This window comes from Halobellus sp. EA9 (assembly GCF_051195055.1).
GTDB lineage: Archaea > Halobacteriota > Halobacteria > Halobacteriales > Haloferacaceae > Haloquadratum > Haloquadratum rubicundus.
This window is the reverse complement of the sequence record NZ_JBNTJW010000002.1, coordinates 70,405-89,907: the sequence shown is the minus strand read 5'-3', so window position 1 is coordinate 89,907 and position 19,503 is coordinate 70,405. Positions and strand designations below refer to the sequence as shown.

Genomic DNA, 19,503 nt, shown 5'->3' with positions numbered 1-19,503 from the left:
GTCCCGCGTCGTACAGCGGTCGTTCGGCACAGCGACGCGGGGTATACGGGGCAGGTGTCGACTGTACGCCATTCACGCGAGACAGCCGCGGCGTCCCCCAGCCGTCGCTATCTCCAAGTGAGAACGTCGCGTAATGACAGATATGAGTACCTGCTACGCCGCTTCGCGGGCGGGCGTGTTGGTCGTCGATATCGGCGCCACGGAAGCCGACGGCGACGCGGCCGGCGTCGCCGCGGGGCCGGCGCTGACGGACCACGACGTCGAGTGCCTCGACGCCGCGATCGATGTCCCCGAACGGGCCTTCTGCGGGACGTTCGACGCCGGCCTCCACCGGACGATCGACGGCGGTAAGTCGTGGGAGCGGGTCGGGAGCGAGCCGCTTCCGGAATCGGTGACGAGCGTGACGGTCGCACCGCACGATCCCGACGTCGTCTACGCCGGGACCGAACCGAGCGCCGTCTACCGCTCGACCGACGGCGGCGACACCTGGGAGGAACTCTCGGGGCTCACGGACCTCCCGTCGGCCCCGGAGTGGTCGTTCCCGCCGCGGCCCGACACCCACCACGTCCGCTGGGTCGAGGTCGATCCCAGCGATCCCGACCACCTCTACGTCGCCGTCGAGGCCGGCGCGCTCATCCAGACCCACGACGGCGGCGACACCTGGGAGGAGCGGTCGCCGACCACGCGCCGGGATACCCACTCGATGGCGATCCACCCGGACGCCCCCGACCGCGTCCGTGCCGCCGCGGGCGACGGCTACGCCGAGAGCGACGACGCCGGCCGGAACTGGACGTTCCCCCAGGACGGTCTGAAACACCGCTACTGCTGGAGCGTCGCGATCGATCCCGGCGACCCGGACCGGGTGCTCCTCTCGGCCGCGGCGAGCGCGCGCCGGGCCCACACGCCCGAGCGGGCGGCGTCGTACCTGTACCGGCAAGACGGGTCCGCGAACGAGGTCGACGCGACGTGGGAGCGCCTCGACGACGCGGGCGTGCCGACCGGCGAGGGCGTGCTCCGGCCGACGCTCTCGGGCGGGACCGAAGCCGGCGAGCTGTTCGCGCTCACCGACCGCGGGCTCTACCGGACGGGCGACGGCGGCGGCGCCTTCGAGCGGGTCGAGATCGAGTGGCCCGAGTCGTTCCGCGAGCGGACGACCCGCGGACTCGCGGTGGTGTGAAGCGAGCGGCGGCACCGAGAGGAGTCGCGATCGAGGGCACCGATGCGACAGCGACAGCGAAGGTATTTGCCGCCACACCCGATAGGGACGGGTGATGTACGATTTCGCGGTCGTGGGCGTCGGCCCCGCGGGGGCGCGCTTCGCGCGGGGTGCGGCCGAGGCGGGCTACGACGTCGTCGCCTTCGAGCAGGGGACCGTCGGGACGCCGCTGGCGTGCTCGGGCCACGTCAGCACCGACATCTGGGAGTACGTCCCCGACGACGCGAAGCCCGAACTCCTCCAGAACCGCGTGTACGGCGCCCGCTTCCACGTCGGCGGCCCGGGATCGACGGGCTACCCGTTCTACAAGCGCGAGGAGGTCTCGAACGTCATCGACCGCGTCGAACTGGACCGGACGCTTGCCGACTGCGCCCGAGAAGCGGGTGCCGACGTCCGCGAGCGCCACACCGTCGTCGACGTCGACGAGCGCCACGACGGCGTGGAACTGACGGTCTCGAACGCCGGCGAGACCGAGGCCGTCCGCGCGAAGATGGTCGCCGGCTGCGACGGGCCGACCTCGCGGGTCCGGCGCGGCTGTGACCTCCCCGAGCCGGGCGAACTCATCCACGGCGTGCTCGCGTTCGATCCCGAGCCCGACGGCGGCGACTTCGTCGACGTCCACCTCACCGCACCGCGCTTCTTCGCGTGGCGGATCCCCCGCGGCGACGCGGGCGTCGAGTACGGCCTCGCCGCGCCGCCGGGCGAGTCGGTGAACGACCTCTTCGACCGCCTCACCGACGCCTACGACGTCGAGACCGAGCACTTCTGCTCCGGCGCGATCCCGATCGGCCCGCCGGAGCGCGTCCACGGCCGGCGCGTCTTCCTGATCGGCGACGCCGCGGCGCAGACCAAGCCCTTCACGGGCGGTGGGATCCTCTACGGGATAACCGCCGCCGACTGCGCCGTCGACGCCGTCGACCCCGACGACCCGGCGACGCTCCGCGACTACGAGTCGGCGTGGCGCGCCGAACTCTCGCGGGAGATCGCGCTCGGCCGCTGGCTCCGCCGGGCGTACTCCCTCCCCGAGCCAGTCCAGCACCTCGGGCTCCGGATCCTCTCCGGCGAGATCGGCGTCCATATGGACCGTCCGACCTCGTTCTTCTCGGCGTCGCACCTGCGGAAGATGCTGGGGCTCGGACGCGAATCGTGAATGAGAACTGTGCGGCGCTGTATCCCCTCCCTGCTCGCGCCTCCCGTTCGGTCGGCGCTCGCTGAGGAAGGGGGCTTAGCGCCTCAATTCAGCTAACTCCCCGCGGGGTCGACTCGGCAGCATCAGGTGTCGCCGTCGTCGTCACCGTCGTCCACGTCGGTCTCACTGACCGTCCGGAACTGAAGTCGCACGGTGGCGGGCGTCGACTCGTCGTAGGCGATCTGTCCGCCGACGCGTTCCGTGGTCCAGCGGACCAGCCAGAGGCCGACGCCGCCGGCGTGCTCTGTCGGCTTCTCCTCCTCGCCCCCGAAGACGTTGCGCTCTTCGGGGGGGATGCCCGAACCGCGATCGGAGACCGAGAGCGTCGCCGCGTCCTCGTCCACGGTGATCCGGACGACGACCGGCGGCTGTCCGTGTTCGAGGGCGTTCTCGATGAGTTCGAGGACGCCCAGCCTCACGCTCTCGTCGGCCTGGACGATCGCCTGGTCCGGGAAGTCGGTGCGGATGTCGGCGTTCGGGTACGCGGCGGCGACTTCCTCGATGGCGTCCATCACGATGCCGACGAGGTCCCGGCGTTCGGCCGTCTGTGACGACTCGTCGATCACGTCCCGGAAGCGCCGCGCGCTCTCGCTCTGTCGGAGCAGGTCCTCGCCCGCGTCGGTGATCCGCTCGGCCACCTCCCGAACCGCCGGATCGTCGTGGTCGTCGAGCTGGTCCGCGTAGCCGAGCACGACGTTCATCCGGTTGCGGACGTTGTGGCGGAGGACCCGATCGAGCACCGACAGCCCCTGTTGCTGACGGACGGATTCGGTCACGTCCCGCTGGAAGCCGAGGTAGTTCGTGACCTCGCCGGCGGCGTTGCGGACGGGCATCACCTCCAGCGCGTTGTGGAACGGCTCGCCGTTCTTCCGGTAGTTGCGGATCGTCACCGACACGGGTCGCTCGGCGTCGATGGCCTGCCGGAGCTTCCGGACCGTCTCCTCGCTCGTGCCCTCGCCCTGGAGAAACCGGCAGTTGCGGCCGAGTGCCTCCTCCCGGTCGTAACCGGTGATCTCGGTGAATCGGTCGTTGACGTAGATCAGCGGGTTGTCCGGAAGCGAGGGATCGGAGATCGAGATGCCGACCGTGGCCTCGTCCATCGCGCGCCGGTAGAGTTCGAGCCGCCGTTCGCGCGCGATCCGTTCTGTCACGTCCTGGGCGAGGACGAGGCGTTCGTCGCCCTCGCCGGTCAGGACCGCCGAACACTCACAGACCGCCGTCGACTCGTCCGTCTCGAAGGCGATCGTCCGGGGAGTCGGGCGGGCCGGCGTGATGTCGGCCGGCGCGGTATCGATGATCTCCCGGAGCGTCTCCCGGTCCTCGCTCGCGACGAACGACGCGAGCGGCTCGCCGCGGACGGCCTCGCGGTCGCGGCCGAGCAGCCCCTCGGCGGCGCGGTTCATCGCCTTGATCGCGCCGTCCTCGACGAGGAACTTCGGGCTCGGCGCCAGCTCGAAGAGCCGCCGGTAGCGTCGTTCGGTCCGCCGTAGCTCCTCGTCGAGGCGACGCCGACGCGTCAGCGTGTCGATCCGGAACCGGAGCCGGGCCGGATCGAGCGGCGTCGTCACCACGTCGTCGACCAGTCCGTGGATCTCGGACGGGAGCCGATCGAACGCGCCCGAGCGCGTCTCGACGAGCAGGCAGGGCAGGAACGGTCGCTCCCGGGATCGACGCTCGCGGAAGTCGCCCGCGATCGCCCGGAGTCCGGCGGCGTCGGCAAGACAGATGTCGAACGCGGGGAGCCGGCCGCCCGGTCCCGCGTCGGGCGGGACCTCGACGAGCGAGTAGTCGGGCGCGTCACGGATCCAGTCCACGAGGACGCCGCGGTTCCCGGGATTCGAGACGGTCAGGAGGACGACCGTGTCGTCGGTTCTCGACGTCGATCCGGACATACAGGTCACTCGGTCGAATCCGAAGACGGATCGCCCCCGGCGCCGTCCTCCCCGAAGGGGTGGTCGTCCCCCCAGTCGGGCGCGCCGGAGAGGACCCCGCGGAGCCCCGTCAACGGATCGCCGACGCGGATCCCCGCGCCCGTGATCTCGAACTCCCGGAGCGTCCGCTCGAAGTCGCCAGTGCGCTTTTTGAGCACCCCGACGGCCTTGTGGAGTTCGCCGGAGACTTCGAGATACCGGAGGAACAGGATGTTGTCGGCGAGGTAGCTGATGTGGGTGCTCGTGGGCTCGAAGCTGCCCGTCACCGAATCGAGGTCGTCGATGAAGACGACCGTCACGCCCGTCCGCTTGAGGTAGCGGCCGAGCGCGTGGAGCTCGCGGACGAGGTCGTCCTCCTCGCCGCGGATCGAGAGCCGGTAGCCCGAGATCCCGTCGATCACGACGAACTCCGCGTCCGCGGTCTCGACCTCGCGTCTGACTCGGTGGGCGAACTCGTCCGGCGAGATGGACAGGGGCTCGACCGCCTCGACGACGAGGTCCCCGGAGGCCTCCAGGTCCGCCACCGGCAGTCCGATGCTCGACGAGCGCCGGTGGAAGGTGTCCGGAGTCTCCTCGAAGAGGTAAAAGAGGGCGCGCTCGCCCCGCGCGGCGGCCTCCGTGGCGAACTGAGCGGCGGTCGTCGTCTTGCCGACGCCGCTGGACCCGCTGATGACGGTGACCGTGCTTCGCTCGATCCCGCCGTGGAGGAGGTCGTCGAGCTCGTCGACGCCCGAGGGGAGGGTCCCCGAGCGCTCGCGCGGCTGGTGCGTGTCCGGCAAGAGCTTCGTGAACACCGCGATCCCGCCGTCCGAGATCCGCATCGTGTGCGCCCCCGAGAGGGAGTCAGACCCGCGGAACTTCGTCACCTCGACCGTCCGGCCCTTGGCCGCGTGGTCGAGGTGGATGCTCCCGTCGCAGAGGTATTCGAGCGTGTGCCGCTCGCCCTCCAGCGCCTTTTGGCCGCTGAAGAGCACCGTCGCCGACTGGTCGGTGAGATACTGGACGAAGCCCGAGACCTCCTGGCGGAACTGGTACTCGTCGGGCGTGAGATACTGGAGGTGCGTGAGGGGGTCGACGAACACCCGATCCGGCTCGTGGGCCTCGACGGCGTCGACGATCCGGGCCGCGACGTCGTCGCCCTCGACGACGTCCGGCTCGAACACGTCGTAGGACTGCTCGGAGACGAAGCGCTCGGCGCCCGGCGAGAGGTCCAGAAAGTCGATCCCGTCGGTGTCGAAGCCCAGCCCCTCGGCGTCGCGGCGGATGTCCTCGGGGTCCTCCTCGAAGGCGACGAACAGGGCGTCCTCGCCCGCGTCGACGCCCGCGGTGAGGAAGTGGAGCCCGACGATCGTCTTGCCGGTGCCGGCGCCGCCGGTCACCATATACGCTCGCTCCCGGAAGAGCCCCCCGCGGAGGATCTCGTCGAGCCCGTCGATCCCGGTCGAGACGCGGGCGCGTTCGCTCATTGGTGGATCGGAGCACCGCGAGGTATTGATTGTTTGGGCGGTCCGCCGTCTGTCCCGGTCAGGTGTCAGAGTACTCGGGGAGCCGCGCGGACGTCGCGCTCCCCTCGACGAAGGGAAGCGCCGCCCGGTCGGCGTCGACCGCCCCGTCGTCGGCGAGGATCGAGATCCCTTCGGCGAGGTCGGCGTCGAAGTCGACGAGCGCGAGCGCGATCGGCGCATCGAGCAGCGGACTCGCCGTCGCGCGCGTCACCGCGCCGACGACGTCGCCGTCGGCGCGGACGTCGGCGCCGGAGTCGGGGACGGCGTCGCCGTCGATCCGGAGGCCGGTGAGGCGCTGGCTCGGCCGGCCGCGGTTTTCGACCTTGGAGACGACCTCCTGACCGACGAAACAGCCCTTGGCGAAGTCGACGGCGTTGCGGAGGCCGAGGACGTTTGGGATCCGGTCGCGGAGTTCGGTCGCGAAGAGCGGCGTCCCGGCCTCGGCCGTGAGCGTCTCCCAGGTGCGGTAGCCGAAGGGGACGGCGTTCATCCCGAAGGTGAGAAGCGTCTCGAAGACCCGCTCTGCGGCGTCGGCCGAACAGACGACCTCGTAGCCCTCCTCGCCGGCAAGGCCGTCGCCCGCGACCACGGTGACGCCCTCGCCGCCCATCGACCCGCGGACGAACGACAGCGGCGGCTCCGGCGCGCCCGCCTTGTTGAGGACGCTCGCGACCTTCTCGGTCGACTTCGGGCCGTGGACGCCGAAGACGGCGAAGTCGGTCGAGGCCTCCCGCACGTCGACGTCCTGGATGAACACCTTCCCGCTCCAGTCGTCGGCGAGCGGCCCGGCCTGCGTCGGCGGCGTGAAACAGAGGAGGCGCTCGCCGGCGTTGTAGACGTAGAGGTCCGTCTCGATCCGCCCTTGGGGGTCGAGGAGGAGCGCGTAGACCCCCTCGCCGTCGTCGCGGGGGACCCGATTCGAGACGGTGTCGTCGACGAACTCGATCCGATCGTCGCCCTCGACGACGACGACGCCGTAGCCCATCTCGATCACGCCCGCGCCGTTGCGGACGGCCCGGTGCGTCCGCTCGGGGCGGCCGTAGTGGCGGACGAGCTTGCGGCCGTCGCGCTCTTCGAACGTGGCGCCGTGGTCTTCGTGTTGCTCCGTGACGACGGTCATCGTGCGTTCGTGGGGGCTCCGATGGGAAAACCGCAGCGTCCCGGATCGCCCGGTCGGCTTGATCGCCCGGATCACTCGGTCAGCCAGATCAGCCGGACCGCCGAGGCTCTCGGAGGCGGCGATCGACCGACGCCGGGCGCTAGAGGCCGAACTTCTCGCGCAACGCCTCGACGAACCCCCGCTCGTCGTGGCGCTCCTCCTCGGGATCGGGGACCACTTTCTCGTCGACGAGGATGACGACCCGGTCGTCGTCACCGTTCTGGACCGAGATCAGCCCGTCGCGCTTCAGGGCGGCGAGCGCCTCCTCGATGCCGTCGATGTCGGCGTCGACGGCGGCCCGCACCTCGAAGACGGTCATCCCCTCTTCGGCACGGTCGACGAGCGCGTCGAGCACCGCTACTTCGACCTCGGGGCGATCTCGGAACTCGCGCCGCGCTCTCATACGCGGACGTTCGCCCCCGTCAGGTATACGCTTACCGCCGCCAGCGCGGTGAGCGCGTCGGCGGCGCGCCCCGCGGGCTCCGTCTGCCGCCCGTCAGACGCAGGAGGTACACTTTTGGCGCTGACTGCCGGAACAGCGGGTAATGGGACTCAAGTGCCGTCTTCTCGGGCATACGTACGGGGAGCCCGAGGTCGAACGCAACCGGGAGGAACAGGGCGACGAGGTCGTCGTCACGATCCGCGAGATCCAGGCGTGCGAGCGGTGCGGCGACGAACAGGTCGTCAGTCAGAACAAGGAGGTGACGGCGATCCGCTCGCCCGAGGAGGTCGGGCTCGACGGTGACGCCGGGAGCGAAAGCGGCGACGCCGCGGCGGCCGACGCGGCCCCACAGGACGCCGCCGACGGCGAGGCCGCGGAGCAGCCGACCGTGACGCCCGCGGAGTCGACCGCCGACCCGGTCGCCGACGAGGGAGCGACCGCGGACGCGACGCCGGAGGCCTCCGAAGCGGAATCGACGGCCGCCGACGCGGCGTCGGCCTCGGCGTCGGCCGCGGACGACGGCGGCGTGATCGACGAGGCCGAGGCCGGGACCGGCGGCGCGAGCGACGGCTGGGAGACCGGCAGCGACGACTGGGAGGACGTCGAGCCGGACGGAGACGCCGACGACGCGGTCATCCTCGACGACGCCGAGACCGAGCGCGACGAGACGCAGTGGCCGGGGGAGACCGACACGGACCCCCAGCGGGCCGCCCGCGAATCGGCGGCGCGCGAGGAAGGGGCCGCCGGCGCCGAGCCCGACGCCGACGACGAAGTGACGAACGACGCCGAGATCATCGACGCCGACGACGGGCAGTCGGGCGCCGGCGCGAGTGCGGACGCGGACACCGGTCGCGAGCGCGGCGAGTGGGCCGGCCGCGAAGCCGGGTCGGCGTCGAACGGCTGGCCGGACCACGAGGGCGAAGACGAGGGCTACGCGGCGACGCCCGGCGGCGACGCGGACGTCGAGTTCGACAGCGGCGGCGGCCTGACTCCCGAGGTGAACGGCCACGCCGACGCCGACGACGACGCCGAGACGATCGAGGGGATCGCGGCCGGCGCCGACGACGCGCGGGCGGCCGCCGAGCGGAACGCGGGAGTCCGACCGGAGGCCGCCAGCGAGGGCGAAGAGGGCTTCGCACGCGCCGGGGAGTCCACGACCCTGGAGTCGGACGTGCCGGACGACCGGGTGGAGTTCTACTGTCCGAACTGCGGGCACAGCCGCGTCGCCGGGGCGTCGTCGATGCGCGCCGGCGACATCTGCCCCGAGTGCAAGCAGGGCTACATCGCCGAGCGCGAGCGGTAGCCGACCGGCCCCTCGATCGGTGACGAAACAGGTAAACCGCCACCTACCGAACCACGGCCCATGAAGGAGTACAAGATGCGTCGCGGGGAGACCCTCGAAGAGCGCATCCCGGACATGGAGGCGACGATCGAGGAGTACTTCGGGCCGATCACGGGCACCACCGAGTACAAGGGCAGCGACCTCTACGTCGTCGACGAGCCGGACAATCCCGTGTTCGAGCGCGTCGTGGCGGGCACCGTCTCCTACGGCAGCAAGAAGGACCGACTCGGCGTGGAGTTCGAAGAGCGCGACCCCACCGAACTCGGCCCCGACGACCTCGAAGCCGCGGGCGACGCCGTCGACGCCAAGAACGACTTCCTCCTGGAGGCGACCGGCCGCGACGCGAAGTCCCGCCGCGACTCGATGAAGCGCGCCGTCGAGGACGACGCGCCGGATTACTGAGCGCCGAGTGCGGAGCGCGCCAACCGAAACTCCGCGCGCTCGCGACCCCGCTTTCGTTCGCCGTCGCCGCGACCGGGGACGCGAGACGGACGACCGGTCCCACTTTTAATTCGGTGCGCCGAGTATGTCCACGGAGAGATGGCGATCGAAACGATCCTGTTAGCCGTCGGCCCGGACGAGAGAGAGCGCATCGACCGACTCGTCGAGGCGGCGATCGACGTCGCCGGCCCGACGGGAGCGAGAGTGATTCTCGGACACGTGTTCACAGACGAGGAGTTCGAGCGGGCGGTCGGGAACCTCGACAGAGACGTCGAGGTGGGCGAGATCAGCGCCGATGACGTGGCCGGGCGGTTCGTGAACGTCCGCGACGCCGCGGACCAACTGGAGGCGGCCGGGGTCGACTACGAGATCCGCGGCGCGATCGGCGAGCACGGGCGGGCGATCGTCGAGCTCGCCGACGGCGTCGCCGCCGACCGGATCCTCGTCGGCGGCCGCCAGCGCTCGCCGGCCGGCAAGGCCGTCTTCGGGAGCACCGCCCAGGAGGTGCTGCTCAACGCCCCCTGTCCGGTGACCCTCGTCAGGTCGGACACGCGGTGACGCGCGCCGGAGGCGGGTCGGGAACGCGGGGCGACGGGCGGGCCGCCACGCCCGGTACAGCGGCTCCGAACCCGCTTAGTTAAGTGTCGCGGTCACACGTATTCGACACGATGGCCTACTACGTGGGCGTCGACCTCGGGGCGACGAACGTCCGGGCGGTCGTCGCCGACGGCGACGGGACGGTTATCGGATTCGCAGACGACGGCACGCCGCAGGGGCCGACCGGGATCGCGATCACCGAGGCGGTCCTCGGCGTCGTCCGCGAGGCGTGCGGCCACGCGGGCATCGATCCCGAGCAGGCGAACGCCGTGGGAATCGGCTCGATTGGGCCGCTCGACCTCGCGGAGGGGACCGTCGAGGACCCCGCGAACCTCCCCGACACGATCGATCGCATCCCCCTCACCGGGCCCCTTTCGGTCCTCTGTGAGACGGATCGGCTCTTCCTCCACAACGACACGGCCGCGGGCGTCATCGGCGAGCGGTTCTACTCCGAGCGCAACCCCGACGACATGGTCTACCTCACGATCTCCTCGGGGATCGGCGCGGGCGTCTGCGTCGACGGCCACGTCCTCGCCGGGTGGGACGGCAACGCCGGCGAGGTCGGCCACCTGACGCTCGACCCCGAGGGCCAGATCACCTGCGGCTGCGGCCACGACGGCCACTGGGAGGGCTACTGCTCGGGCAACAACATCCCGAACTACGCCGAGTACCTCGCCGAGAAGGAAGACGCCGAGACGGCGCTTCCGGTCGGCGACCCCGACTTCTCGGCGGTCGACGTCTTCGAGCACGCCGACGACGACGCCTTCGCCGCGCACGTGGTCGAGCGCCTGGGCCACTGGAACGCGATGGGCGTCGCCAACATCGTCCACTCCTTCGCGCCGATCATCATCTACGTCGGCGGCGCGGTCGCGCTCAACAACCCCGAACGGGTGTTGGAGCCGATCCGCGAGCGGATGGACGAGATGGTGATGACGAACGTCCCCGAGATCCAGCTGACGAACCTGGGCGACGAGGTCGTCGTCAAGGGGGCGCTCGCGAGCGCGATGACCGAGGGGACGGGCGACCACACGCGGATGTGAGCGGAGGGGTCGCCGGCCGCGGGACGGCCGCGGCCTCTGGTATGGAAGATCGTGACACACTTTTCTCGGCTCGCATCGGCCGCGAGCACAACCGCAAAGTTCCAAACCCTCGAACGCGAAGGGCGTGCAATGAGCGAATCCGAAGGGTCGCTCCGCGAGCGCATCGAGACGTGGATGGTCGGACAGATGCCGATCATCCGGATGCACGGGGGCGAGAGCGTCGTCCGGAAGGCCGACCCCGAGACCGGCGAGGTCGTCGTCGAACTCGGCGGCGCCTGTGCGGGCTGTGGGATCTCCAACATCACCGCCGACAACATCAAGGCCGACCTCATCACGGACTTCGAGGAGGTCGAAGACGTCCGGGTGAAGGTGCCGAGCGCCGGCGACCACACGAACAGCACCGTCGAGGGCGGTCGCGGCGGCGAACTCCAGTACGGCTCCGAAGACCCCGGCCACTTCTGATACCGACGCCGGCGGACAACGTTTAGTCCGCCGAGACCGAGTGGGGACCGTGGCCGACGCCGATCCCGACCCCGATTCCGACCCCGGCGCGAGACGGGAGTTCGCCTTCGAGCTCGGGCTCTGTGCGCACCTCGAAGCGACGACCGACTGGCTCGTCGGCCGACAGCTCGGCGCGGCGGTCGAGCGCCCCGGCCGGCGCATCGTCGACGTCGTCGCCGTCGCGCCCGGGCCGGCGTTCGACGACCGCGCACGGATCACCGCCGAGACGGTCCCCGTCCGGGCCGTCGAGAGCGACGTCGGCGTCGGCGAGGCCGTCCCCAGGCGGCGAGCGGTCCGCGAGACGCCGGGGCTGACCGACGCGCTCGTCGACCGGGCGATCGAGGTGGGCTTCTTCGCGACCGAGCGCCGCAACGGGCGGGAGTACCTCCGGCAGACGACGCGCTACCCCGACGGGTGGTTCGACCGCCTCGTCGGCATCGAGAACAAGCCCGACCTGGGCTCGCCGGGCGCGCTGGAGCGCCAGCTTCGCACGGACGTCTCGCTGGGGCTCTTCGAGGCGGTGATCCTGGCGACCGAGAGCCACGTCACCCGCGCGCACCTGAACCGCATCCCCGACGCCGTCGGCGTCTGGCGGTTCGATCCCGACGCGGGCGAGCGGACCGTGATCCGCGAGCCGACGGCGCTCGCGACCGACGAGGGTGGCGTCGAACTCGTCGAGCGACGCCCGCTGGAGACCGAGATCTCGATCGTCGCGGCCGAGGCGAAGGCGCGTGCGCGGCGGCGGATCGCCGAGCGTGCCTACGGCAAGGGCTGGCGGACCTACGACCTCCCGGCGTGCGAACACGCGGCCGCGACGGACGACGGCCGCCCGTACTGCGCGCGGTTCGAGCGCGTCGTCGACCCGAGCCGGACGTGTCGCGACTGCGACGCCCGGGAGCCGGGGACCGCGCCGGCGGTCGACGCCGACGCGCTCCGAGCGTCGCGAACGGCCTGGGAGCCCGACCCGTCGGGCGTTCGGCGCCGTCAGTCCGGGCTGGACCGTTTTCAGTGACTGAGAATTTTTAGGAATAGCGCCTCGACGTTGAGATCACGGTTCTTAGTTGCTGAAAATCGGGGCGTGTTTATACCGTATTCCTCCCGCGATATGCAAATGTTAGGTGAAGGACGATGGCAACTTCAACCCGAACGACGCTCGGCAATCCGCTGGACTTCGACCTGCAGGGGACGATGGCGGGCTACTGGGTCGCGGTCCTGCGCGTGATCACCGGCTACTGGTTCCTCCACGCGGGCGTGACCAAGTACCTCGCCGCCGAACCGTTCAGCGCGCAGGGGTGGCTCGTCAACGCGCCCGCCGCGAGCCCGATCCAGGGCTTCCTCGTGTGGGCGGGCCAGACCCCCTGGATGCTGGAGTTTACGAACTTCATGATCCCGCTGGGGGAGACGCTCATCGGGCTCGGCCTCGTCGTGGGCGCGCTCGTCAGGCTGGCGAGCTTCTTCGGGGCCTTCCTGATGGTGTTCTTCTACCTCGGGAACGCCTCGTGGAGCCACGGCCTGGTAAACGGCGACCTGATGGGCCTGCTGCTCTTCGTGACGATGGGCGTCCTCGGCGCCGGTCGCGTCCTCGGCCTGGACGCGATCATCGAGGACATAGACTTCGCGGACACCCGGATCGCGAAGTACCTCCTCGGGTGACCCGAGGGCCCGATTCCGGCGCCACCAGTTTCCGTCCGTCTCCGGTGCGGAGCCGCGTTCTGCGTCCGTCGCTCGTCACGCGCTGTCGACGCCCCTGAACTCGAAGCGGGCGCCGCCGCCGTCGCTTTCGGCGACCGTGACCGTCCAGCCGTGCGCCCCGGCGATCTGTTCGACGATCGCGAGACCGAGGCCGCTCCCGGAGTCCCGCGAGGTGTAGCCGGCTTCGAGGACCCGGTCGCGGTCGCCCTCGGGGATGCCGGAGCCGTCGTCGGCGACGAAGAACCCCGAGCCGTCTTCGAGCGCGCCCACGCGGACGGTCACGTCGTCGCCGGCGTGTTCGATCGAGTTCCGAAAGAGGTTCTCGAAGACGTGGCGGAGCCGGTCCGGATCGGCCCGAACCGCCGCGTCGGTCTCGACCGCCAACTCCGCGTCGGCGGTGTCGACGGCGCCCCACGACTCGGTGGCGACGGAGGCGAGTTCGACCCGGCTCGTCTCGCCGACCGTCCGCCCCTCGCGGGCGAGCGTGAGTGTGTCGTCGATGATCGTCTCCATCCGGTCGAGCGACGATCGGATGGCCTCGATGTGGTCCTCGCAGCCGTCGCAGTCGGGCCGTCGCTTCTGTTCGAGCAGGGTGACGTGTCCGCTCGCGACGTTCAGCGGGTTCCGGAGGTCGTGGGAGACGACGCCGGCGAACTCCTCGAGGCGGTCGCGCTCGCGCTGGAGTTCCTCCTGCTTGAGCCGGATTCGCTCGGCCGCGAGCTCGCGCTCGATGGCCCGGGCCTCGAACACGCCGACCAGGAAGCCGACGCCGGCGCCGATGGCGAGCGCCCACCGCGCCCAACCGAGCGCGACGATCACGAGATCGGGCGGGAGGGCGACCATCAGCCCGACGTTGATGAGAAGGAAGATCGCGCCGCCGCCGAGCGTCCAGCGGACGATCCGCCCGTACCGGCGCTCGGACACCGTGCTCGCGGCGAGCCGGTAGCTCCCGTAGACGGGGCCGACCGCGAAGGGGAGCGACGTGACCACGCCGACGAGGAAGCCGTCCGGGAGCGGGCCGCCGCGCGAGAGCAGGGCGACGACCTCGATCGCGGCCACGAGGACGAACGCGGCGCCCAGACCCGCGACCGTGCGCAACGAACCCAGGTCGCGGTCAGGAACGCCAGGCATCGGCAGTCGGGTTACGACTTTCGCCGGCGGGTCAAAGTTCTTTCTCCGGTCCGGAACCGTTACCGAATTCGATTACAGGTCGTAGACCTCGCCGTCGACGGCCAGCGGTTCGGAGAACGCTTCCCCGGCCGGATAGAAGTGGGCGGTGTGGACGATCCGCGTCTCCGCGGCAGCGAGGTCCTCGGCGAGGCAGAGCGCGCCCTCGCGGGTCATATGCTTCGAGCCGAAGGTCCGGGGGACGCCGCGGTCGTCGTGGTGGTCGCCGCCGAGCGGGTGGTGCTCGCAGAGCGCGGCGGGGACGATCCCGTCCGCGAGGAACAGGTCCGGATCGCGCAGGACCGCCCGCGACGCCTCAGGGACGGCGTAGTTGGTATCGCCCGACAGCGAGAGCTTCGCGCCCGTCTCGGGGTCCTCGATCGCGAGCCCGTAGCAGACGAGCGGCGGGTGTTCGACGGGGACGAGCGTCACCTCCAGCCCGCAGACCTCGAAGGGCTCCAGCGGCGTCCGGGGGTGGACGCGCACCCGGTCGAGGTAGTCGTACTTCCGCGTCACGGTCTCGGCGACGCTCTCGCCCGTCTGCGGGTCGGTCTCGTCGGCGGCGTAGACGGGGAGGTCGTCGAGCAGCCGGTAGGCGTTGCCGAGGCCGTCGAGGTGGTCGAAGTGAATGTGGGTGACGATGCCGGCGTCGGGGAGCGGCACCTCCTGGGTGAGAAACTGGTGGCGGAAGTCGGGGCTGAAGTCGACGAGGAGCGACTCGCCGGTGCGCTCGTTCTCGACGTGGACCGAAAAGCGCGTGCGCTCGATCCCCCGGCGCCGCGCCTCGGCGCAGGTGTCGCAGTCGCAGCCGACGGTCGGCGTCCCAGTGGTGTCGCCCGTTCCGAGGAGCGTAACCCGCATCGCCTCGGAGTGAGAACCGAGCGGGCATATATTGTCGCCTCTCCGGTCGACGCCGGCCATTGAAATGCGACGGCGACGGAGGGCCGGTATGGTCCCCACCCGACGTAGGTACCTCGTGAGCGCGGTCGCGTGCTGCGGCCTCGCGGGATGCATCGGCGGCGGCGAGCCGGAGCTCGTCGTCGCGAACGGCTTCGACGAACGGATCACCGCCGACGTCACCGCGACGCGCGAGTCGGACGGGCGCGTCGTCGTCGACACGCGGGAGTCGGTGTCGGCAGCCGGGCGGGCCGCGTTCCAGTTGGCGACCGACGGCGTCGCGGCGTACCGGATACAGGTCGTCGCCGTCGACCGCAACGCGGGCGGCAGCGTGACCTGGCGCGTCGCAGAGAGCGACGGGATCGGGGCCCGCCTCCGTCCGAGCGGCGTCGACTTTTCGGAGCGGTGAGGGCGAGGCGCGGTTCGGCGGCCGGGGAAGCGGAAAGCACTTTCCGTCGGTGGCGGAAGCCCGAGAGGATGGTCCCCTCCGACTCGCACCCGCGGCAGTCAGATCTCAGGCGGCTCTCGCGGCGGCGGCTCCTCGCGCTCGCGTGTACCGCCGCGGCCGGCGGCCTCGCCGGCTGCAACGCCGTGACCGGCCGCGAGGATCCCGCCGACCTGCACGCCGGCGACTGGCACGCCTGCGGCAACGGCCCCGAGAACGGAAATCGCGTGAGCGGCGGCGCGCCCGAGCCCACCGAGCACGCGCCGCTGTACCCCGCAGACTGGTCGTACGCGCCGCCGGTCGTCGACGGCGAAATCGTGTACTTCGCCGCGGAGCGGGAGGCCGTCGCGATCGGATTCGACGGGAGGGAGCGGTGGAGCCGACGGCTCGGCGGCGAGGCGTTCGGGGCGCCCGCGCTCGATCCCGACCGGGGGCGCCTGTACGTGCCGACGCGCGGCGGCGAACAGGGCGGCTCTCCGAGCGACGGCGCGGACGCGGCGTCGGTGGTCGCGCTCTCGGTCGACGGCGGCGACGCCATCGACACCCACCGCGTCGGCGACGGGGCCACCTACGGCGTCACGGTCGTCGACGGCGACGTCTACGCGCGGAGCGCGACGGCCTGCGTCCGGCTCGGCCCGGACGGCACCGAGCGCTGGCGAGTGTCGCTGGAGCCGCTCGTCTACGACGAGTACAACCTCGGCGACTCGACCGCGACGCAGATCCCGCCTGCGGTGACCGAAGACGGCGTCTACGTCCCCGACCGGGACGCGCTCGTAAAACTCGACCGCGAGAGCGGCGAGGAGCGCTGGCGGGCCCCCGTCGACACGCCGTACGCCGCGTCGGTCGTCGACGACCGCGGCGTCGTCCAGACGGGGTGGCGGGAGACGATCGCGGTCGACCGCGCCGGCGAGGAGCGGTGGCGCCGCGATCTCCACAGCCGCGCCGCGGCCGCGGTCGACGGCGACGACGTCTACGTCGTCGCGGGCGACCTCTACGAACTCGACGCCGAGTCGGGGGAGCCGAACTGGCACGCGCACGTGCCGAGCGAGGGCACCGCCGCGCCCGTGGTGACAGACGACAGCGTCGTCGTCGCGGGGAGCGGCGTCCGGGCGTTCCGCCGGGACGCCGAGGGCGTCCTCAGCCCGGAGCGACTCCGCTGGCGGACGGACTCGGTTCACGTGACCGCGTACGCGTCGCCCGTGATCGCGGCCGGGCGGCTGCTCGCCGTGGGCCCGTTCGGATTGCAGGTGCTCGATACCGGAGACTGAGCGGCGAAACACCGCCGCGGTTCAGTGGTCGTGGCCGTGATCGTGATCGTGCGAGTGGCCGTCGGAGCCGCCGCCGTCGCCCGCGACCAGCTGTTCGCCGTCGGACATCATGTCCATATTCTTGAGGTTGTCGCGCTCTTCGAAGTCCTCGACGGCCTCGACGATGTCGTCTTGGGTGAGCGTCGTCCGCTCTTCGGTCAGCGCCTCCAACACGGCCTCGCGGAGGACCATCCGGAGGTCCGAGCCGGTGAGCCCCTCGGTCAGTTCGGCCGCCTCCTCGGGGTCGAAGTCGGCGATGTCCATCCGCTTCGTGATGATCCGGAGGATGTCCGCGCGCATCTGCTCGTCGGGCTTGGGGAAGTTCACGATCTCGTCGAAGCGCCGCCACGCCGCCGAGTCCAGCTGGTCGGGGTGGTTCGTCGCGCCGATGAGGATCACCTCGTCGCGGATGAGCGAGATGTCGTCGATGCTCTTCAGGAGGGTGTTGACCGCGCGCTTCAGCGCCGCGTGCTCGTCGGAGCGACGGGTCTTCGCCACGGAGTCGAACTCGTCGATGAAGAGGATGCACGGCGAGAGCCGCTTCGCCACCTCGAAGGTCTTCTCGACGTTCTTCGCCGTCTCGCCGAGGTACTGGCTCGTGATCATCGAGAGCTTCACCTCGACGAAGGGGAGGCCGAGTTCGTGGGCCAGCGCCCGCGAGACGGTGGTCTTTCCCGTTCCGGGCGGCCCGACAAAGAGGATCTTCCCGATCTCGCGCAGGCCGATCTCCGCGAGGTACTCGCGGTGTTCGATCGCCTGCATCAGCTTCTGGATCTCGCCCTCCTGGTCGGTCGTCAGCACGAGGTCATCGAGGGTCATCTCGATCTCCTCGGGGGCGCGGACCTGGACGAGGTCCAGCATCTCGGCGTCCTCTTCCTCGTCGAAGTACTCCTCCAGCAGGCTGTCGATCCAGACCCGGTCGGCCTGGATCGGGCGGGTGTGCTCGCGCGCCTCAGCGTGGGTCACGTCGACGTCGTCGCGGTCCTGGACGGCCGCGGCGATCGTCGGGTTCGTCTCTATCCGTTCCCTGTCGGCCCGGTCGAGGAACCACTCTATCGCCATCTCGGGCTGCGTCAGAGAGATCCGGCCGGAGAAGTCCTCGCGCTGGGTGAACAGCAGATCCGAGACCGCATCCCAGGGGTGTTCGACGCCGGTCGCCTTCCGGGCGACGCTCTCGGTGACGACGAGCGGTCGCTCGATCCCGACGACGCCCGAGTCGGGGTCGGCGTCGTCGTCCTCGTCGTCGGCATCGGGGTCGGACCAGAAGACGCGGCGGTAGCGGGGCGGGAGATCGTTCTCGTCGAGGTCACGGTCGTCGGTGTAGAGGTGCGCCGTGAGGAGGAACTCGACAACTTCGAGAGCCCGGTTACTCATCCCAACGGTGTTGCCGGGTCACGCGCATAAGCGCGTCGAAAGGACGCGGGGCGAAAACCCCGAGCACACGACTTCGGGTTCTGTGAGATTTATGCCCACGGCCCGCCCAGGATGTGGTATGCCGACACCTGTAATCGCCGCCGCGCGCCGAACCCCGTTCGGGAAGGCCGGCGGCGTCTTCGCGGACGTCCGAAGCGAGGACCTCTCTGTGGCGCTCGTCGACCACCTCCTCGACGAACACGGACTGGAGAGCGACGACGTCGACGACCTGATGTGGGGCGTCGCCCAGCAGCGCGGCGAACAGGACAACAACGTCGCCCGCGTGATCGCGCTGCTTTCCGACCTCGGAGAGTCGGTCCCGGCGACGTCGATCAACCGCTGGTGTGCCTCCTCGATGCAGGCGATCACCTCCGCGGCGGACGCGATCGCGGCGGGCAACCGCGAGTGCATCATCGCCGGCGGCGTCGAGTCGATGTCGCGGGTGCCGATGGACGGCGACTCCTACCAGCACCTCCACCCGGAGCTCTCGGAGCGGTACAACGTCTTCCAGCTCCAGATGGGGATGACGGCAGAGAAGGTCGCCGAAGAGTACGACATCTCCCGCGAGGCCCAAGACGAGTACGCGCTCCGCTCGCACCGGCGGGCCGCCGAGGCCACCGAGTCAGGGAAGTTCGCCGCGGAGATCGTCCCGTTCGAGGTCGACGGCGAGACGGTGACCGAAGACGAGGGGATCCGTCCGGACACTTCCCTGGAAGCGCTGTCGGGCCTGTCGCCGGCGTTCGCCGGCGACGGGACCGTCACGGCGGGCAACTCCTCGCAGATGACAGACGGCGCGGCCGCGACGCTCGTCACCTCGCGGGCGTTCGCCGAGGAGCGCGGCCTCGACGTCCTCGCCGAAGTCGGGACCAACGCCGTCGCGGGCGTCGATCCGACGGTGATGGGGATCGGCCCCGTTCCGGCCACGCGGGCGCTCTTGGAGCGCGCCGGCACCGACATCGACGACTACGGCCTCGTCGAACTGAACGAGGCGTTCGCGAGCCAGTGCGTCTACGCGCGGCGGGAACTCGGGATCGACGAGGAGCGGTACAACGTCAACGGCGGCGCAATCGCCATCGGACACCCGCTCGGCGCCTCGGGCGCGCGGCTGCCCGTGACGCTCATCCACGAGATGGAGCGGCGGGACGTAGAGCGCGGGCTGGCGACGCTGTGTGTCGGCTTCGGACAGGGCCAGGCGATCGAGTTCCTGCGGTAGGCGGTC

The 19,503-nt window shown here is 70.7% G+C and carries 19 protein-coding genes; 12 read left to right on the top strand and 7 right to left on the bottom strand.

Annotation, left to right across the window (positions count from 1 at the left end; translation table 11 throughout):
- Positions 1-142: 142 nt before the first annotated feature.
- Together ACQUQ0_RS03275 and ACQUQ0_RS03270 are read left to right on the top strand one after the other, a co-directional pair.
- Complete coding sequence (locus ACQUQ0_RS03275; RefSeq protein ID WP_435183152.1) at positions 143-1,177, top strand: WD40/YVTN/BNR-like repeat-containing protein; 1,035 nt, start codon at positions 143-145, stop codon at positions 1,175-1,177.
- Between the two features lie 94 nt (positions 1,178-1,271).
- Entirely contained in the window at positions 1,272-2,366 is a 1,095-nt protein-coding gene (locus tag ACQUQ0_RS03270; protein WP_435183151.1) for a geranylgeranyl reductase family protein, read from the top strand.
- A 122-nt stretch (positions 2,367-2,488) separates the two neighbouring features.
- On the opposite strand, the gene ACQUQ0_RS03265 is transcribed toward ACQUQ0_RS03270, so the two are convergent.
- The 4 genes from ACQUQ0_RS03265 to ACQUQ0_RS03250 all read right to left on the bottom strand — a co-directional run bounded on the left by ACQUQ0_RS03265 (position 2,489) and on the right by ACQUQ0_RS03250 (position 7,403).
- A complete protein-coding gene (locus ACQUQ0_RS03265; protein ID WP_435183150.1) occupies positions 2,489-4,297 on the bottom strand; it encodes a PAS domain S-box protein in 1,809 nt (602 codons plus the stop codon).
- Positions 4,298-4,302: 5 nt separating this feature from the next.
- Positions 4,303-5,802 (bottom strand): ATPase domain-containing protein, encoded by a 1,500-nt coding sequence (locus ACQUQ0_RS03260; RefSeq protein ID WP_435183149.1) that lies wholly within the window; start codon positions 5,800-5,802, stop codon positions 4,303-4,305.
- 58 nt (positions 5,803-5,860) lie between these two features.
- Positions 5,861-6,961: an aminomethyltransferase family protein gene (locus ACQUQ0_RS03255; RefSeq protein ID WP_435183148.1), complete on the bottom strand. Its 1,101-nt coding sequence runs from the start codon at positions 6,959-6,961 to the stop codon at positions 5,861-5,863.
- 139 nt (positions 6,962-7,100) lie between these two features.
- Positions 7,101-7,403: a DUF6432 family protein gene (locus ACQUQ0_RS03250; protein ID WP_372386525.1), complete on the bottom strand. Its 303-nt coding sequence runs from the start codon at positions 7,401-7,403 to the stop codon at positions 7,101-7,103.
- 142 nt (positions 7,404-7,545) lie between these two features.
- On the opposite strand from ACQUQ0_RS03250, the gene ACQUQ0_RS03245 reads away from it, so the two are divergent.
- From ACQUQ0_RS03245 to ACQUQ0_RS03215, 7 genes are all read left to right on the top strand, one after another.
- Positions 7,546-8,745 carry a DUF7093 family protein gene (locus ACQUQ0_RS03245; RefSeq protein WP_435183146.1) on the top strand — a complete coding sequence of 400 codons (1,200 nt, stop codon included), beginning with the start codon at positions 7,546-7,548 and terminating at the stop codon, positions 8,743-8,745.
- A gap of 60 nt (positions 8,746-8,805) precedes the next feature.
- Positions 8,806-9,186 (top strand): DUF5611 family protein, encoded by a 381-nt coding sequence (locus ACQUQ0_RS03240; RefSeq protein WP_435183145.1) that lies wholly within the window; start codon positions 8,806-8,808, stop codon positions 9,184-9,186.
- A 138-nt stretch (positions 9,187-9,324) separates the two neighbouring features.
- Positions 9,325-9,783, top strand: a complete 459-nt coding sequence (locus ACQUQ0_RS03235) for a universal stress protein (RefSeq protein ID WP_435183144.1) — start codon at positions 9,325-9,327, stop codon at positions 9,781-9,783.
- A gap of 110 nt (positions 9,784-9,893) precedes the next feature.
- The gene (locus tag ACQUQ0_RS03230; protein ID WP_435183143.1) at positions 9,894-10,862 is read left to right on the top strand and encodes an ROK family protein; all 969 of its coding nucleotides are present in this window, start codon (positions 9,894-9,896) and stop codon (positions 10,860-10,862) included.
- 129 nt (positions 10,863-10,991) lie between these two features.
- Entirely contained in the window at positions 10,992-11,324 is a 333-nt protein-coding gene (locus ACQUQ0_RS03225) for a NifU family protein (protein ID WP_435183141.1), read from the top strand.
- Between the two features lie 49 nt (positions 11,325-11,373).
- A complete protein-coding gene (locus ACQUQ0_RS03220) occupies positions 11,374-12,375 on the top strand; it encodes a DUF5787 family protein (protein ID WP_435183140.1) in 1,002 nt (333 codons plus the stop codon).
- 116 nt (positions 12,376-12,491) lie between these two features.
- On the top strand, positions 12,492-13,016 hold the full coding sequence (locus ACQUQ0_RS03215) for a TQO small subunit DoxD (protein ID WP_435183139.1): 525 nt from the start codon (positions 12,492-12,494) through the stop codon (positions 13,014-13,016).
- 75 nt (positions 13,017-13,091) lie between these two features.
- Here the strand turns inward: ACQUQ0_RS03215 and ACQUQ0_RS03210 are convergent, their stop codons facing one another.
- Both ACQUQ0_RS03210 and ACQUQ0_RS03205 read right to left on the bottom strand, forming a co-directional pair.
- Positions 13,092-14,186, bottom strand: a complete 1,095-nt coding sequence (locus ACQUQ0_RS03210) for a sensor histidine kinase (RefSeq protein WP_435183138.1) — start codon at positions 14,184-14,186, stop codon at positions 13,092-13,094.
- 72 nt (positions 14,187-14,258) lie between these two features.
- Positions 14,259-15,083 (bottom strand): MBL fold metallo-hydrolase, encoded by an 825-nt coding sequence (locus ACQUQ0_RS03205; RefSeq protein WP_435183137.1) that lies wholly within the window; start codon positions 15,081-15,083, stop codon positions 14,259-14,261.
- Between the two features lie 88 nt (positions 15,084-15,171).
- Here ACQUQ0_RS03205 and ACQUQ0_RS03200 point away from each other — a divergent pair, with 88 nt between their 5' ends.
- Positions 15,172-15,528 (top strand): hypothetical protein, encoded by a 357-nt coding sequence (locus ACQUQ0_RS03200; protein ID WP_435183135.1) that lies wholly within the window; start codon positions 15,172-15,174, stop codon positions 15,526-15,528.
- Positions 15,529-15,596: 68 nt separating this feature from the next.
- A complete protein-coding gene (locus ACQUQ0_RS03195) occupies positions 15,597-16,832 on the top strand; it encodes a PQQ-binding-like beta-propeller repeat protein (RefSeq protein ID WP_435183134.1) in 1,236 nt (411 codons plus the stop codon).
- A 21-nt stretch (positions 16,833-16,853) separates the two neighbouring features.
- Here the strand turns inward: ACQUQ0_RS03195 and ACQUQ0_RS03190 are convergent, their stop codons facing one another.
- The gene (locus ACQUQ0_RS03190) at positions 16,854-18,245 is read right to left on the bottom strand and encodes an ATP-binding protein (protein WP_435183133.1); all 1,392 of its coding nucleotides are present in this window, start codon (positions 18,243-18,245) and stop codon (positions 16,854-16,856) included.
- Positions 18,246-18,363: 118 nt separating this feature from the next.
- On the opposite strand from ACQUQ0_RS03190, the gene ACQUQ0_RS03185 reads away from it, so the two are divergent.
- Positions 18,364-19,497, top strand: a complete 1,134-nt coding sequence (locus ACQUQ0_RS03185; RefSeq protein ID WP_435183132.1) for a thiolase family protein — start codon at positions 18,364-18,366, stop codon at positions 19,495-19,497.
- The last annotated feature ends 6 nt before the right edge of the window (positions 19,498-19,503 follow it).

Excerpts from the sequence above, each read along its gene's own strand:
- ACQUQ0_RS03230 (WP_435183143.1), top strand. The coding sequence starts at position 9,894 with ATGGCCTACTACGTGGGCGTCGACCTCGGGGCGACGAACGTCCGGGCG.
- ACQUQ0_RS03185 (WP_435183132.1), top strand. The coding sequence starts at position 18,364 with ATGCCGACACCTGTAATCGCCGCCGCGCGCCGAACCCCGTTCGGGAAG.
- ACQUQ0_RS03210 (WP_435183138.1), bottom strand. The coding sequence starts at position 14,186 with ATGCCTGGCGTTCCTGACCGCGACCTGGGTTCGTTGCGCACGGTCGCG.
- ACQUQ0_RS03245 (WP_435183146.1), top strand. The coding sequence starts at position 7,546 with ATGGGACTCAAGTGCCGTCTTCTCGGGCATACGTACGGGGAGCCCGAG.
- ACQUQ0_RS03260 (WP_435183149.1), bottom strand. The coding sequence starts at position 5,802 with ATGAGCGAACGCGCCCGCGTCTCGACCGGGATCGACGGGCTCGACGAG.
- ACQUQ0_RS03200 (WP_435183135.1), top strand. The coding sequence starts at position 15,172 with ATGGTCCCCACCCGACGTAGGTACCTCGTGAGCGCGGTCGCGTGCTGC.
- ACQUQ0_RS03225 (WP_435183141.1), top strand. The coding sequence starts at position 10,992 with ATGAGCGAATCCGAAGGGTCGCTCCGCGAGCGCATCGAGACGTGGATG.
- ACQUQ0_RS03250 (WP_372386525.1), bottom strand. The coding sequence starts at position 7,403 with ATGAGAGCGCGGCGCGAGTTCCGAGATCGCCCCGAGGTCGAAGTAGCG.
- ACQUQ0_RS03255 (WP_435183148.1), bottom strand. The coding sequence starts at position 6,961 with ATGACCGTCGTCACGGAGCAACACGAAGACCACGGCGCCACGTTCGAA.
- ACQUQ0_RS03215 (WP_435183139.1), top strand. The coding sequence starts at position 12,492 with ATGGCAACTTCAACCCGAACGACGCTCGGCAATCCGCTGGACTTCGAC.
- ACQUQ0_RS03195 (WP_435183134.1), top strand. The coding sequence starts at position 15,597 with ATGGTCCCCTCCGACTCGCACCCGCGGCAGTCAGATCTCAGGCGGCTC.
- ACQUQ0_RS03190 (WP_435183133.1), bottom strand. The coding sequence starts at position 18,245 with ATGAGTAACCGGGCTCTCGAAGTTGTCGAGTTCCTCCTCACGGCGCAC.
- ACQUQ0_RS03240 (WP_435183145.1), top strand. The coding sequence starts at position 8,806 with ATGAAGGAGTACAAGATGCGTCGCGGGGAGACCCTCGAAGAGCGCATC.
- ACQUQ0_RS03235 (WP_435183144.1), top strand. The coding sequence starts at position 9,325 with ATGGCGATCGAAACGATCCTGTTAGCCGTCGGCCCGGACGAGAGAGAG.
- ACQUQ0_RS03270 (WP_435183151.1), top strand. The coding sequence starts at position 1,272 with ATGTACGATTTCGCGGTCGTGGGCGTCGGCCCCGCGGGGGCGCGCTTC.
- ACQUQ0_RS03275 (WP_435183152.1), top strand. The coding sequence starts at position 143 with ATGAGTACCTGCTACGCCGCTTCGCGGGCGGGCGTGTTGGTCGTCGAT.
- ACQUQ0_RS03205 (WP_435183137.1), bottom strand. The coding sequence starts at position 15,083 with ATGCGGGTTACGCTCCTCGGAACGGGCGACACCACTGGGACGCCGACC.
- ACQUQ0_RS03265 (WP_435183150.1), bottom strand. The coding sequence starts at position 4,297 with ATGTCCGGATCGACGTCGAGAACCGACGACACGGTCGTCCTCCTGACC.